Here is a 15,319-nt window from a genome sequence, read left to right as displayed (position 1 = left end):
TAGTTATTATTCTATATCATTCCCGCTTAAGGCTTGCTTGTGTAGATCGAAAAAAGTAAAAACAACTTTTAATACTAATAATTTTAGTATTAAAAGCTGGATTCCGTAAATAAATCACGGGATAACAGGAGGGAGAATGATTCACACAGGCAAAGCTTACTTAGATAGAAGTGTTTATTTCCTACTCGTTTAGTCCGTGGCAATATTTATATTTCTTACCTGAACCACAAGGGCATAGCTCATTTCTAGATACTTTGCCCCAGCTTGTAGGATTTTTAGGGTCTCTATCCTCTGGGTTAATGCGTGATATGATAGGTCTGAGATCAGTTTCTAAGTTACTACCTGCATTATACTTACTAAATGCCAGATCTTCACGGCTTTCATGCATATTATTTTGTAGCTTTTTATTTTCAAGCGATATATCTTCTTTTTGAATATGCTTTAAGTCAATATGGAAGTGGTAGACTGTTTGAATAAAGAGTTCTTTTAAATTATTAAGCATATGCTCAAATAAGTTAAATGCTTCTCTTTTATATTCACTTAAAGGATCTTTTTGGGCATAAGCTCTAAGAGATATACCTTGTCTTAAGTGATCTAAGCTATGCAAGTGATCTTTCCAAACTTGATCAAGAGTAGTTAATAAAATATATTTTACAGCATTATGCATTAAGTCAGGACTATAGGCTTCCTCCTTAGACTTATATATGCTATCCGCCGTTTGAATAACAATTTTTGTAACTTCTTCTTCTGTTACATCATTTTTGCTTATTAGATTTTGATCAAGCTTTATAGCAAAGGTGCGGTGTAGTTCTACGCTTAAATTCTCTATATCCCAATCTTCTCTATAAGAGCCTGCTGGCATAAAAGTTAGCACTATTTTTTTAGCTAATTCCTCAGTAGTACTACTTAAGAAGTCATAACTATCTTTAGATTTAATAATTTCAGTTCTTTGTTCGTATATTATTTTACGTTGATCATTCATTACATCATCAAAACGTAATAAATTTTTACGTATTTCATAGTTATGCCCCTCAACTTTTTGCTGAGCTTTCTCAAGTGATCGGCTAATCATTGGGTGATGTATCGCCTCACCATCTTTTAAGCCAAGCGTCCGAAGTACTCCTGAAATAGGTTCTGAGGCAAAAATACGCATTAAATCATCATCAAGTGATAGGAAAAATTTAGTATTACCTGGATCACCTTGTCTGCCCGATCTACCACGCAGCTGATTATCTATTCTACGACTTTCGTGCCGTTCTGTACCTATTACAAATAACCCACCTGCTGCAATTACTTGCTTTTTCTCTTCAGCTATTTGAGCTTTTATCTCATTTACTTTTTCTTTATAAGCAGCATTAGTTAAAGATTTTCTATCTATCTGCTCTATCAGCATTTCAGGATTACCGCCAAGCATAATATCAGTGCCTCGTCCTGCCATATTAGTTGCAATCGTTACTGCTTTAAACCTACCCGCTTGGGCGATAATAAACGCTTCCTGCTCGTGGAATTTAGCATTTAATACTTTATGAGGTATTTTGTTTTTATTTAGAACATTGGAAATTTCTTCTGACTTTTCAATACTTACAGTACCGACAAGCACCGGCTGACCACGATCATAACAATCTTTAATTAGCTTTAAAATAGCATCATATTTTTCTTTTTTGCTTCCATAAATTTCGTCATCAAGATCACGTCTTGTAACTTTATTATGAGTTGGCACTGCTACTACATCAAGATTATATATGTCTTTTAGCTCTGGTACTTCGGTCATAGCTGTACCAGTCATGCCTGATAATTTAGGGTAATTACGGAAATAATTTTGGAAAGTAATAGATGCAAGAGTTTGGTTTTCATTTTGGATTTTTACGTTTTCTTTTGCTTCTAACGCTTGATGTAGCCCCTCAGAATATCTACGCCCTTCCATTACACGTCCTGTAAACTCATCTATGATCATTACTTTACCATCACGTACTAAATAATCTACATCGATTGTAAACATGTTGTGAGCTCTAAGGGCTTGATTAACGTAATGCACTAAGCTTAAATTTTCAAAATCGTATAATCCAGAATCGGGCTTTATAATATCTGCTTGACTTAAAAGCGATTCTACATGACTAATACCGCTTTCCGTTAAATTGATAGTTTTTAATTTTTCATCTTTTTCAAAATCACTTACATTAAGCATGCGTACAAGCTTATCAACTTTACCATATAATTCTGAATTATCATTAACTGGACCAGAAATAACCAATGGAGTTCTTGCTTCATCTATTAAAATCGAATCTACTTCATCGATAATAGCAAAGTTAAAAGGACGAAGTACCCGCTCCTGCAAGCTATATTTCATATTATCTCTTAAGTAGTCAAAGCCAAGCTCGTTATTTGTGGCATATGTAATATCAGAATTATAGGCTTCTCGCTTAGCTTCATCTGTCATGCCAGCAACAATACATCCAACTGATAAACCTAAAAAATTATAAATCTTGCCCATGGAAGCGGAATCACGGCTAACAAGATAATCATTAACTGTTACGACATGTACACCTTTCCCAGCTAAAGCGTTTAAATATGCAGGAAGTGTTGCAACTAAAGTCTTGCCCTCCCCTGTACGCATTTCGGTAATCATTCCTCTATGTAATACCAAACCACCTATAAGCTGCACATCAAAATGACGCATTCCATATACTCTTCTAGAAGCCTCTCTAACTACCGCAAATGCTTCATATGCTATATCATCTAAAGTAGCACCATTTTTAAGTTTTTTCTTAAATTCTATAGTTTTATTTTTTAATTCTTCATCTGATAATTTTTGAATTGCTGGTTCAAGCGAATTAATTTTTGCAATGTCAGAAAATAGTTTTTTTATCGTACGATCATTTGCCGTACCAAAAATTTTTTTCAATATAGAAAACATCAAAATCCTTAAATATATTTTTGTACATATAAATATAGGCTATTTTATAAAATAATCAATTAGTTATATATTTATTTCAAACAACCCTGTTGCAGAATAATCCGTAAATAATTATTAATAAATAAATATTATAAAATAGCTGTTGACGGGTATTTATTATTTTTATAGGATTTAAATTTATATTTAATAAATTATGAGTCATAAATAATGAAAAAACTATCAATTGTACTTTTATCCGTTAGTATGCTTTCTAGCATAGCTTTTGCAGATAACTCAGACAGAGTAGTTGCTACTTACACAGGTGGTGAAGTGAGAGAATCACAAATAATGAAAGAATTTAAACCACAACTTAATCTTCCTTCAGGTGAAGCTATCAAAAATTTTGACGATTTTCCACCACAGGATCAAGATAAATTGATAAGAATTTATGTTAATAATATTTTATTAAAGAAAGAAGTTGAGAAGTCAAACATCACCTCTTCTAAAGAATTCCAAGCAAAGCTTGAAAATGCAAAAAATCAGTTAGCTCAAAAAGAATTATTAGAAAATTATGTAAAATCTAATCTTACCGATAAGATGTTTGATGATGAATATAATAAATATGTAACTAGCTTAAAAGGTAAAGAACAAATAAAAGTTGCTCATATTTTAGTTAAATCTGAAAAAGAAGCTAATGATTTAAAAAATAAATTAAACAAAGGTGCAGATTTTGCTAAACTTGCTGGAGAATCTTCTCTTGATAAAGCTTCAGCTGCAAATGGTGGCGTAATTGGTTACATTTTATTAAATCAACCAGGACAGTTAGTGCCTGAGTTTGAAAATAAAGCCTTTGCTTTAAAAGTAAACGAAGTTTCAACACCAGTGAAAACTGACTATGGTTGGCATATCATTAAGGTTCTTGAGAAAAAACCTGTACCTATCCCAACTAAAGAAGAAGCTAAAATGACTATCGATAATGTATTAGCAGCAGAAATACTAAAAAAATATATTAGCGATTTAGAAGCTAAAGCTGATTTAAAAATTATGTTACCTCCAGCTGCAAATAACGAAGCCAAAAAGTAGTTATACTCTATCCTATGTCATTCCCGCGGAGGCGGGAATCTAGAAAAATAAGCATCAATACAGCGAGTTTTTAAAATTAAAAGCTTAAGTATCTCGCTTTATGCTGGATTCCCGCCTCCGCGGGAATGACATTAAACATTAAAAAACGTAGTCTAATTTCAAAATAATATATCTTTTAAGCTAAGCAACTATTGACAATCCGGCAAAAAAAAATTATATTCTACAAAATCTAATTTAAGTTAAAAAATTATTAAGCTATGTCTAAAGCAAAAACTGCTTCTAAAAACAACCCAACCGCTAGGGAATCAGCTAAAGTACATTTTTATAAAGGTGAAGAGATTATACCATCAAAATATATTCCTCAACAAGGTTCTTCTTTTTTAGCTGCCGAAATTAAATCTTCTGGAAATTTGGTATTAGGAAATAATGGGCAAGTGCTACCTTGGAACTTAGTCAAAAATTTAGCTTAGTTTGATTTAATTACTTACAAATATAACAATTCCACTTCAGTAACTTATATAATAAGTCACATATTGGGGGCATAGCTCAGGGGTAGAGCATCTGCTTTGCACGCAGAGGGTCAAGGGTTCGATTCCCTTTGCCTCCACCAGTTCCTACAAGGGTTTTCAGCCTTTCTTAAATCTTCTAAAAAACACATATGTTCCTTATATGTTCCAAAATACTTAATTTTAATATTGAGACAGTATAAAAAAATAATCAGCTCATAAGCTATTCTTACTTAAAACATAATCAAGCAATGCCAAGCTATTGGCTTCGTTATCATCTCTAGACTCAAATACTTTCTGCTTAATAGCATCTAATACGTCATATTTAGTAGCGTTACCTTTACCGGTTATATGCTTCTTTATAAGTACCAACGTGCTAGTAACTAAAAGCCAATAATCCATCTTGATTTCATTTATCTTCAATTGCGGCTGCGGGGCATTTTAAGTACCAACCTTGCGACAAAAATTTGACCGAAGAACGTTGTGTTGTTGCATAGCTAGATTTTTCCCTGTCATGCTGTGATTTATTCTATAGTATCAGGGTAGTTTTATTATTATAAGGATATTAAATGGCTTCCAAATCGTCATTGCGAGGAGCGTAGCTTTGTTGCAATCTCATGAGGAAAAACTCCTGAGATTGCTTCGTCAAAACTTATAGTTTTTCCTCGCAATGACGAGAAAAAGTGATCCACGCAACAATGCCGGCTTGATTAGACGCCGAACATTAGAGCGATCATTGTTTTTAAACGAAACAACTACAGAAACAGTTGTTAGCTCTGCCTAAAATACCATCATATTTGCATTTTAGTAAAAATTTCTTAGATATTCTGTTATAATTATAGATAGTAATTATTTCTAATTATTAAAACCTTTTGTTATTTCCCTTTGTTCCTTATTAATCCTTATATTTCCCAAATTATCCTAAGTCATTAATTTATATCTTTGATTAAATTTCTGTTGCATTCTTAAAACTTCTTCTTATTATCTAATTTATATATTTTTTAACAAAATATTAAAATTTATAGAATTTAATAAGGATATAATTATGTTTAGTTGGTTGTTTAGCTGGTTTCAAAATCCAAAAACATCACATGAGAAGTTAATAAAAACAATAGAAGAAAGAAATAAAGCAGAAGCACTAAAATTAATTGCTGCAATGAATATTACAGAGTTAAGCAAAGTTAACGATAAAGGCGAAACAGCTTTAACTTTGGCTGCATCTTACGGCTTTTACGGCCTACAAGAGGTTTGTGAAGCATTAATTCCTAAAATGTCAGAGCAAGCTATTAATCAGGTTACTAATGACGGCGATACAGCTTTAATATGGGCTGCATGTAAAGGCTTAAGTAGTGTTTGTGAGGCATTAATTCCTAAAATGTCTAATGAAGCTATTAATGCTGTTGTTAAAAAGGGGCTACTTAAAGGTCATACAGCATTAAGCATAGCTAAGGCACAAGGTTTTAAAAATATATGTGATTTATTAAGTCATAAGATGGATAATAAAGATAGTCTACCCACAGAAGTAACCAAGCAAGATGAAACTCAAACAGATTTGAAATTAACTGTAAAGAAAACACCACATGAAAAATTAATAGAAGCAATCAATAGTTGCAATAAAACATCGCCAGAAGTTATCATAAACATTTTAAAACTTGAAAAAGAAAAACAATTTATGATAGAAGCAATCAATAATTACAATAATACGTTAGTAAAGGAATTAAATTCAATTTTGAATAACAATAATCCAAATAATACTATTAAAATGATTTGGGCGGTTGAAATTTATAAAAAATTATTTAAAGAGTATTTAACAGTAGAAAAAACTGAGAATTTTAAACCTTTACAAAATAAAATAGAAGACTTTATTAAAAATAATTTTTTTACTGCTGCAGGGGTATGCAAAAACTTAATACCTGAAATTGATAATAATGAAATGCACATATCATGCCTGCCTACTGAAATAATAGCTAATATTGTTGAATATTTGGAAAATGAAAAATGGGGGTTAGAAGTTGAGGCTTTGGGTTAATAATAACATATTATGATATAAGTTAACTAAAATCTCAACCTTGTCCCCACCCCTTAAATTTTCATCCTGCTTGTGAATTTTGTTGCATAAAAAAAGCGTCATTTATATACTGTCTTTTATCCGTGGTGGTTAGCAGATCGTACTACTTGCTTCTACCACACTAAAGTTTATCTACTTTAATCAGTTCTTTCTTAACAAATTAGTGATAATTTTTCTAAATCCTTAATATAAATCTCATGAAATTATCCGATTTTGACTTTGACTTACCTTTAGAGCTAATCGCTCAAAATCCAGTAAGCAAACGTGATGAGTCAAATTTATTAATTGCTTCTACAGAGCAATATGTTAAAACCAAATTTTACAATATTGTTGATTATTTAAAAGAAGGGGATCTATTAGTTTTTAATAACAGTAAAGTGATCAAAGCCAAGTTAAATTTAGACAAAAACATCAACATAAACTTAAATCAAAGACTTAAGGATATAGCGACGAACGACGATGCAGACAGGCTTAAATCAATCGACTATTGGTCAGCTTTTGCAAAACCTGCACGTAAGCTAAAGGTAGGCGATGAGTTTTATTTTGATAATCATAAAATAATTATCACCGAAAAGCTCGAAATGGGTGAGATTAAAATTAAATTTGAACTTGCTAATATTTCGGTTTTTGAGTTTTTAGATAAATATGGCGAAATGCCATTACCACTTTATATTAAGAGACCATTTCAAAAATCGCTAGCTCAACGTCATTGTGAGGAAAGACACAGTCCTGACACGGCAATCTCGTTACAAAATCCTGAGATTGCCACGGCGTCCCAAAGGACGCCTCGCAATGACAATAAACTCGACGATGAACGTTATCAAACAGTTTATAGCAATATTCAAGGTTCAGTTGCTGCACCAACGGCAGGCTTACATTTCACAAACGATATAATAAATAAGCTTAAAGAAAAAGGCGTGCAAGTGGCGTTTGTAACTCTACATGTTGGAGCAGGAACTTTTATGCCAGTTAAAACCGAAAATATTAGCGAGCATAAAATGCATACGGAATATTGCTCTATCACCCCTGAAACCGCTGTAATCATAAATAAAGCTAAACAAGAAAAAAGACGTATTATAGCAGTCGGCACTACAAGCCTTAGAACTCTTGAAAGCTCTGCTATAAATGGCAATTTAAATTCTGGCGAATTTGAAACTGATATCTTTATAACTCCTGGCTTTAAATTTCAAATAGTCGACATGTTGCTTACTAATTTTCACTTCCCAAAATCTACTTTATTTATGCTAGTCTGTGCTTTTGCTGGCTTTAAAGAGATGCACGAACTATATAAATACGCCATAAAAGAACAAATGCGTTTTTTTAGCTATGGCGATGCAACACTTTTGTACAGAAAAGTATAAATTTAAATATATCCTAAAAACTTCTTGATTAGAATTTGGATGAAGTAAAAGAATATTACGGCAGCACAGCAGATCATAATACTTATTTGCATAGAATATGGGAGCTGTCTTGCTATATTTGAGGTTTCATTAGAAGAAGATTTATAAATAAATCCTAGTATTTTAATAAGATACAGACTTGAGAATATACTACTAATTATTATAACAGCCATCACGATAAACTGATTCTGCTCGGCTGCTGCCAGTAAAATCGAGAATTTACTTATGAAGCCGCTTAAAACCAGAATACCGATTAACGATAATGACGATATTAATATCATAAAAGAAATCAATGGGAATTCTTTTGAAGTACCTGCTAAATCCTGCACTTGATTGGCTTTCTTTAGGCTATAAATACTCCCCATACTATAAAATAAACAGATCTTTGTAAAAGAATGCGATACTAAATGCAAAGTTGCAGCGGCTAAGGACTTAGGAGTTAGCATAAAAGCACTAAGCAATGCTATGCCTAATTGGTTCATGGTGGAATAGGCAAGTATTTTCTTAATATTATCCGTTCCGAAAGCTTTAAATGTACTATAAAAAATACTTACTATCGGAATAAAAATCAGCCAGTTAAATGCTTCAAATATTTCTTGTAAATAAGATAAACCAAATATATATACTAAAATTTTATAAATACAAAATAAGCCAGTTTTTACTACTATCACTGCATGCAGTAAACTACTAACGGGATAATGTGCAACCATTGCTGCGGGAAGCCATGTATGTACTGGAAAAATCGCTGTCTTTGCAATACCGAAAATAAACATTAGCAATAAAAGAATAGACTGATTTTTAGCAAAATGCTCTAGCATTAGCCCTTTACTTCCAAAATCCCCATTACCGATTTTAGCATAAATAATTATAATAGCCGGCAAAAATAGCATAATTCCGGTAATCATCAAAATTTTTAAATATTTATATAATCCCGTAAGTACTATATTATTTTTAGTATGCCCTATTAAAAAAGCTGTAGAAATTGTTAAAAGCTCATAACAAATAAACATCGTAAATAAATTGCTAGATAGGGCAATTAAAACGCCGATAAGAATAGTCAAATTGAAGAAAAATAAAAACCTTGAAGAGTTTTCTATATTATTAATAGCAAGATATTTCGGAGTATAAAGCAGCGAGCAAATCCATAAAAAGCTAATCAAACTTAAGAAGATCAACCCTAAAGGTTCGAGATGAAAACCTATAAAATAATTACCGAATATATGGAACTTAAACCCTGCTCTTACGCCTTTTAAAAATACCCAATCAATAATTAGAATATTACTAAAGAAAAAAATCCCGATAGCAATAAGTAAAAAATTACGTATAAAACTATCTTCTTTAGTCACAAACGGACTAGTTAAATTCAGCATACCAACTAGTAAAGTTGATAGAATCAAAAGATTCGGAGTAGTAAATTGTGCTAGCATGCTAGATAATTATTTTGTTAAATTGTACAATACCTGCTTTCTTGCTTGCTTGTTTTAAGGATTTATCAAGTGTTGCTATAGGTATCCCGTAACGCAGTGCTAATTCTAAATAACTAGCATCATAAAGGGTTAGACTATATTGGGTTGCTATATCCATTGTTTCAAACCAAGTATGTTCTAAAGTTGTTTGATCAAATTTAATATACATATCTTTTAAAGTATAAATTGCTTGATGACGCTGGTTTGTTGTAATACGCTTTGCACGTTCTGCAAATATTAGTACATTACCTACTTCAAGCCCCCAAATAGTAGGAACAATAGCTTCCCCTGCTACAGTTTTATCTAATATTTCTAAATTTGCTATTTCATTAGGCATAAACCATGAAAGAGTTACAGAACAATCTAAAACAAACAACGACATTCTTATCTCTTTCCCTCATTTCTATAATTTAACCACTCCTCAAAATCAGAAGATTGCAAATTTAGTTCTTTAGCAAGCTTTCGTAGTCTAATTGCTGCTATTTTTGAGGTTTCAGAATTATAATTAGAGTTAATTGGCACAATTTTTGCTGTTACTTTTCCTCTTTTGGTAATTAGAACTTCTTCGCCTTTACTAGCACGATCTAATAATTTAGAAAAATGAGTTTTAGCATCAAATGCTGTAATAGAATTTTGCATATAATTAACTAGTCTGTTATCTAGTTAAATTATAATATATTATACCGTTATTGTCAAAATATGTTTTTAATCTCTCCAAAATAAAATTTTTACCATTTTATAGTGATAAAATAATGATCCTACCGAGCTTAGTAAAATTATTATAAAATCTAACAATAGATTTTGCTTTAAAAATAATTCTAGAATACTTACCTTAACAAAAAATAACGGACTGATTGGCAAGCCGCTGCTACAAATTACAGCTATTATTACTAAAACTTGGTTCGGTTTTTTTGAATATGCTTCTTTATAAGCAGCAATTAGAAAAAGAGCTATTTTATTTATGCTATCTATAATCAATAAGTATGGTAAAATTTTCATACCGCTATCGGTAACATATGATAAAAATACATAGCCTATTTGAGTAATACACGAATATACTATAATTTTCTTAAAACTCTCAGACTTATAAGCAAAATACGGGGCTATAATAAGCGTTGCTAAAGCGATAGGTCTTATAAAATGGTTAATTGCTAGTTTAATCGTTTCATAATTTATAATGAGATAGGTAAATTTATATATTATATATACACCTATTATGGTCGAAATCCCTGCCAAATATACTAAAATCACCGAGGCAGTGGTGCTATAAGCCCTCATCATCCAAAAATGCATAGGGAAAAGAGCAGTTTTTAAAATAACCCCTATTAAGAAAAATCCTATAGATAAAGTTAAAATATTTGAATCAGAATATTTTTGTAAAAATCCAGCTACATCCAGCATATTTAAACTACCTGTAATGCTTAGCAGAAAGCCTATGGCTATAAGAATCAAGGTTGCACCGATACTACCCATTATTAAATAATCAAAAGCACCGATTAAAGCCTTTGGATTACCACCACTAGCTATCAAAACATAGCTACTAAGTGCTGAAATCTCTATGAACACATATAAATTGAAGAAATCATTAGTACTAACCATTCCTAAATAACCCATATGAGCAAACAACAATATGGCGTAAAATAAAGCTCTTCTATTGCGGTTAATATATTTTAGAATAGTTAGGTTAGTGATATTGTAACAAAAAATTAGAAAAAATAATAAAACCAAATTAAGGTAAATAATAATAGCTTGATTCAAAGAGTTTAAATAATACTCAATCCCAATAGACGAAGTCCACCCTCCCATCACATAAGAAATTTCAGTATTTTTTACAATAGAATACCCGTAAATACTAATTATAAAACTCGTTAAAATAGAGCAGATAGTAATGATTCGAGTTAATAAAATAAAACGAAAAAATATTGTCGCAAGTAATGCCCCTGCAAATGGGAATAAAATCTGTAAGATTGGGAAATGGTTTGCTAGGATCATGGGTTTTTATTCAAATCGGTGTCATCCTGTGGCTTGGGAACTAGATCCAGTATAAAGCAAGAGAATCGAGCTTTTGATATCTGCATTCTTTACTGGATCCCGTGGACAAGCCACGGGATGACAGAAGTAACAAGCCTTATACAAGAGAATAACATACTAGAAATATATCTATTTATCAAAACTAATTTCGTTTTCTGATATTGTATCAAAGTGTTTATAAATTTGATATATGAAACTTAAAGCTACGCTAAGTGTTGCAAAGCCCACTACTATAGCTGTTAGCATCAATACGTGAGGCAATGGGCTGGTGTAGGTAGTGACGCTTTCTTGTATAATAGGTACAATACCTGTTTTAACTTTACCAAGGCTTAAATAAAAAATTAATACTGAACTTTGAAAAATCCCAAGCCCTATAATTTTATGAATATAATTATGGCTTGTAAGCATTATAAACAAACCAGAAGTAAGTAATATTAAAGCAAAAAAATATATTAAGTGGGACATATGTATATAGTTAAGTGAAAGATAATACGGAGATCAACTTGAAAAAGAGCAAGGAGTCTGTAAGCCGAGGTGCGGAGCGTATACTTAATACGTGAGCAGCCGAGGACTTACAAAGACAACGCAGCCAATTGTTCAAGTTCTATCTTAGTATCAGTATACTCTAAAAGATTCATTGAATATACAAGTAATCTTTTTACCTTTACGTACGGCAAGTTTTGGGAATACTTGTTCAAGAATAACTAAATTAGGGTTATCTGGAGCGAGGCGATAATTTACTAAAGACTCACGCAGTGAATCATCTACAGCAAAAATCCCAGGAATTTCAGAATTTTTATCTCTAAATTGTAGATAGGTGAATTCGCCATCGTCAAAAATTTTGATAGGAGCTATTTCTTCACTACCGCTAATATAATAGTTGAAGTTATATTTTTCTGGATGATTAAGATCAGGGGTTGCTGAAGAGGCAATATAAGTTTGTATGTGACCACCAGCATTATCATTTTCATCATCAGGATAGAGGAACTTGACGTTAAAAACCATTTCTGGATCACGCATATCAAGAGTCTCAGCAGCGTATAGTTCAAAGAAATATGTTCGTTTATTAGTAATTAAAGTCATATTAGTAGTGGCATCCTGTTCCATCGGTTTAATAAAAATCCTATGACTGGCAGGTACTATTTGCCAAGAAGTAGTATCACCCATAGAGATACTCACTATTTCTTCATCTCTTGCAAGCTCTATACTTGCTTGATAGCCGTAATATCCTGTAAATTTAAAAACATCATCAGGGTTATAAACCATAACTCTTAAACGAGAATCTTGCCCCAAAGGTCTTGACTCTCTAATAGCAAATATATTTAATGTAAAAAATATTATTGTAAAAAATATTATTAATCGCTTCATATTATTTCTGGTTTTTATCTTTTAATAATTTTAGCTTATAACTGGTAACAGTAAAATTAAATGGAGCATTAGGCGGAAGATTTGCACTGATAAAATCCATTATATAACCTATTTTTGCTTCCCATAACATATTTTCTAAAACTTCCCCTGCACTATTTTTAGCTAATGACTCAAAAGTAACAACTACTTCATTATTATTTATATTCTGAATTGATGTTATACTAATTGAACGCCTATATAATTTTTGATATCGCATAACCGGTGATAGTGGATTATCAATATTCATAAAATTAGCAAATTGCATATAAACAATACTTGTAGAACTATTTTTAATAAAGACAAATTGTTGTTTTAATAAATCATAATTATATTCTTCTCGCTGTAGCACATAATTTTTGAGCATAATATTAGCAACAGAACCATAAGGATCACGCAATGTAGATTCTTTAGTGTTAGTTTCGGTACTAGATTTTATCAAGTAACTTATTTTTTCTTTTATAGGTAATAATACATCAATATTTATACAAATAATAGTAAGTAATAACGTAAATGTTGCACATGCTAAAAGTAAAAGAGACCTACTACTTAACGGCACTACATATTTAAAGCTGTACCATTTTCTTGCATCACTAAAATATTCGCCGGATTTAACATATTCTTGTACGGCACTAAGTACTGGATCCATAATTATTTAGTAATTGATGAGTATTTTTATCCCCATAACCTTAGCATAATTATTTTAATATAATTATCATTTGTTAATTTAAGATTATTTAAGTTATAAAATAACTTTATATTGTTGCTACAATACCAAAATACTACTTAATTTTAAAATTAAAATAAATAATTTATAAATTTAAATTATACAATAATAATTATTGATGGTAATAATATTGTATCAATATTATTGTTATATAACACTGTTTACAATCTTTTTAATATTTTTTTATACTTAAAATAAATTTTTGTAAAAAATGCTTGTGAACAATTATATACTAAGCTAATTTAAACAAGTAATAAAATAAACCACTATTATATATTTAAGATGTTAAAATTATTCAAGTTTGGGGTATTATTAATTATGCTTTCACAATTATTATCATGTACACCCTCAGCACCTTACGAAATTAAAAGCCCGTGTGTTGCAGCTGAAATTAATGATGAAGCAGAGTTAAGTATGAATCCTTGTGTAAGAAGACCGGTTAATTCTATAATAGATATAGCATAAATATATCAATGACACTTATTTCGCTAGTAACTGTTTAATATAACAATAGAAGTATGTTAGATAATATATTCGGCTTCTTTAAATCAAGTGATAAAGCACAAAATGATGCAAAGAGCGAGCAAAACCAAGCAAATCTGCTAAAGATAACTCAAAATTGGTATGAAGAACGTGCTGATAAGCTGATTGTTCAACGTAACTTGTTAATAATATTACTGATAATATTATCAATTTTTATGGTAATATCTACTTTAGTAATAGCTTTTGTAGTAAAATCTAAACAGTTTGATCCTTTTGTCATTCAACTTGATAATACTACTGGTCGTGCATCAGTAGTAAAGCCTATTTCATCACCAGTGCTTACCGCAGATGAATCTCTTACAAGATATTTTATAAAAAAATATATAAATGCAAGAGAAACATATAATTTTGTTGATTTCACTACCTTGGCACGCACTACTATAAGATTACTTTCAACGAGTAATGTTTTTTATGGCTATCTTGGGTATATAAGAGATAAAAACAATGATCCAAGTTTAAAGTATCAGGAAAATAATACGACTTATTTAGTAGTAAAGTCATGGTCAAAAATTGCCTCAGACAAATATATAGTTAGGTTTTCCGTAAATGAAGCAACAGGAAATCAAACAGTTTATAATAAAATAGCAGTAGTAAGTTATGCTTACGTACCAATGCAATTAACAGATTCAGAACTTGATATAAATCCTGTAGGATTTCAAGTTAACGGATATAGGGTAGACGATGATAATAGTTAGATTTTGTTTTTTAATTTTTATATACTTAAGTGGCTTAATAGCTAATGCTGACTGTCCACTTTTAGAAAATGATCCATGTAGTAATATCAGTAATAATTATTTGGATGATTTATCTATAACTAGGGATAATAGGATACAAACATATATATATAATCCTAATGAAGTTTATTTATTAACACTGCATTTCGGTTTTCAAGCACATATAGAATTTGCTAAAAATGAAGAAGTTCAAAATATCATCCTTGGAGACGCCTATGCGTGGAAACTAACTCCTATTGGCAATCGTTTATTTATAAAACCTCTTGAAAAATATATTCGTACTAACATGACTATCATAACTAATAAAAGAACATATGAATTTGATATTTCTTCTGTTGAGTTAATGGAAGGGCATGAGAAAGAGTTAGTATATGTAATTAAATTTGACTATTCTAAGAATAGAACAAGCAATAATTACATGGCAAGATATTAGTGTCATTCCGTGGCTTGTTATAATGTCATTC

The 15,319-nt window shown here is 30.9% G+C and carries 16 protein-coding genes and 1 tRNA gene; 8 read left to right on the top strand and 9 right to left on the bottom strand.

What is annotated here, in order from left to right:
- Window positions 1-181: 181 nt before the first annotated feature.
- Window positions 182-2,914, bottom strand: a complete 2,733-nt coding sequence (gene secA, locus BA173_RS06575) for a preprotein translocase subunit SecA (protein ID WP_016948055.1) — start codon at window positions 2,912-2,914, stop codon at window positions 182-184.
- Window positions 2,915-3,121: 207 nt separating this feature from the next.
- On the opposite strand from secA, the gene BA173_RS06570 reads away from it, so the two are divergent.
- The 3 genes from BA173_RS06570 (at window position 3,122) to BA173_RS06560 (ending at window position 4,586) form a co-directional block, all read left to right on the top strand.
- On the top strand, window positions 3,122-3,976 hold the full coding sequence (locus BA173_RS06570) for a peptidylprolyl isomerase (protein ID WP_068041216.1): 855 nt from the start codon (window positions 3,122-3,124) through the stop codon (window positions 3,974-3,976).
- 257 nt (window positions 3,977-4,233) lie between these two features.
- Entirely contained in the window at window positions 4,234-4,446 is a 213-nt protein-coding gene (locus BA173_RS06565) for a hypothetical protein (protein ID WP_016947802.1), read from the top strand.
- A gap of 65 nt (window positions 4,447-4,511) precedes the next feature.
- Window positions 4,512-4,586: transfer RNA gene (locus tag BA173_RS06560), tRNA-Ala, on the top strand.
- A 112-nt stretch (window positions 4,587-4,698) separates the two neighbouring features.
- Here BA173_RS06560 and BA173_RS06555 read toward each other — a convergent pair.
- Window positions 4,699-4,884, bottom strand: coding sequence for a hypothetical protein (locus tag BA173_RS06555; protein WP_016947803.1), 186 nt, complete (start codon window positions 4,882-4,884; stop codon window positions 4,699-4,701).
- Between the two features lie 643 nt (window positions 4,885-5,527).
- Here BA173_RS06555 and BA173_RS06550 point away from each other — a divergent pair.
- Window positions 5,528-6,511: an ankyrin repeat domain-containing protein gene (locus BA173_RS06550; protein ID WP_016948053.1), complete on the top strand. Its 984-nt coding sequence runs from the start codon at window positions 5,528-5,530 to the stop codon at window positions 6,509-6,511.
- Between the two features lie 236 nt (window positions 6,512-6,747).
- On the top strand, window positions 6,748-7,911 hold the full coding sequence (gene queA, locus BA173_RS06545) for a tRNA preQ1(34) S-adenosylmethionine ribosyltransferase-isomerase QueA (protein ID WP_068041218.1): 1,164 nt from the start codon (window positions 6,748-6,750) through the stop codon (window positions 7,909-7,911).
- 2 nt (window positions 7,912-7,913) lie between these two features.
- Here the strand turns inward: queA and BA173_RS06540 are convergent, their stop codons facing one another.
- The 7 genes from BA173_RS06540 to BA173_RS06510 form a co-directional block, all read right to left on the bottom strand.
- Window positions 7,914-9,377, bottom strand: coding sequence for a proton-conducting transporter membrane subunit (locus BA173_RS06540; protein WP_016948051.1), 1,464 nt, complete (start codon window positions 9,375-9,377; stop codon window positions 7,914-7,916).
- A 1-nt stretch (window position 9,378) separates the two neighbouring features.
- Window positions 9,379-9,798: a type II toxin-antitoxin system VapC family toxin gene (locus tag BA173_RS06535; protein WP_016948050.1), complete on the bottom strand. Its 420-nt coding sequence runs from the start codon at window positions 9,796-9,798 to the stop codon at window positions 9,379-9,381.
- Window positions 9,799-9,800: 2 nt separating this feature from the next.
- Window positions 9,801-10,055 carry a type II toxin-antitoxin system Phd/YefM family antitoxin gene (locus BA173_RS06530; protein WP_016948049.1) on the bottom strand — a complete coding sequence of 85 codons (255 nt, stop codon included), beginning with the start codon at window positions 10,053-10,055 and terminating at the stop codon, window positions 9,801-9,803.
- Window positions 10,056-10,121: 66 nt separating this feature from the next.
- A complete protein-coding gene (locus BA173_RS06525; protein WP_068041223.1) occupies window positions 10,122-11,408 on the bottom strand; it encodes a proton-conducting transporter membrane subunit in 1,287 nt (428 codons plus the stop codon).
- 168 nt (window positions 11,409-11,576) lie between these two features.
- A complete protein-coding gene (locus BA173_RS06520; RefSeq protein ID WP_016948046.1) occupies window positions 11,577-11,912 on the bottom strand; it encodes a Na+/H+ antiporter subunit C in 336 nt (111 codons plus the stop codon).
- A gap of 150 nt (window positions 11,913-12,062) precedes the next feature.
- Window positions 12,063-12,815, bottom strand: coding sequence for a P-type conjugative transfer protein VirB9 (gene virB9, locus BA173_RS06515; RefSeq protein ID WP_016948045.1), 753 nt, complete (start codon window positions 12,813-12,815; stop codon window positions 12,063-12,065).
- A gap of 1 nt (window position 12,816) precedes the next feature.
- The gene (locus BA173_RS06510; protein ID WP_016948044.1) at window positions 12,817-13,500 is read right to left on the bottom strand and encodes a VirB8/TrbF family protein; all 684 of its coding nucleotides are present in this window, start codon (window positions 13,498-13,500) and stop codon (window positions 12,817-12,819) included.
- A gap of 360 nt (window positions 13,501-13,860) precedes the next feature.
- Between BA173_RS06510 and BA173_RS06505 the strand changes: the two genes are divergently transcribed.
- Genes BA173_RS06505 through BA173_RS06495 form a run of 3 tightly spaced genes read left to right on the top strand, consistent with a single transcriptional unit; the run spans window position 13,861 to window position 15,288 of the window.
- The gene (locus BA173_RS06505; protein WP_016948043.1) at window positions 13,861-14,043 is read left to right on the top strand and encodes a DUF2706 domain-containing protein; all 183 of its coding nucleotides are present in this window, start codon (window positions 13,861-13,863) and stop codon (window positions 14,041-14,043) included.
- 53 nt (window positions 14,044-14,096) lie between these two features.
- Window positions 14,097-14,816, top strand: coding sequence for a virB8 family protein (locus BA173_RS06500; protein WP_016948042.1), 720 nt, complete (start codon window positions 14,097-14,099; stop codon window positions 14,814-14,816).
- Complete coding sequence (locus BA173_RS06495) at window positions 14,803-15,288, top strand: TrbG/VirB9 family P-type conjugative transfer protein (protein ID WP_011477674.1); 486 nt, start codon at window positions 14,803-14,805, stop codon at window positions 15,286-15,288. The genes BA173_RS06500 and BA173_RS06495 overlap by 14 nt, the downstream gene beginning before the upstream one ends.
- Window positions 15,289-15,319 lie beyond the last annotated feature (31 nt).

Source organism: Rickettsia sp. MEAM1 (Bemisia tabaci) (genome assembly GCF_002285905.1).
Taxonomy (GTDB): Bacteria; Pseudomonadota; Alphaproteobacteria; order Rickettsiales; family Rickettsiaceae; genus Rickettsia.
This window is presented reverse-complemented; position numbering and strand designations above follow the sequence as displayed.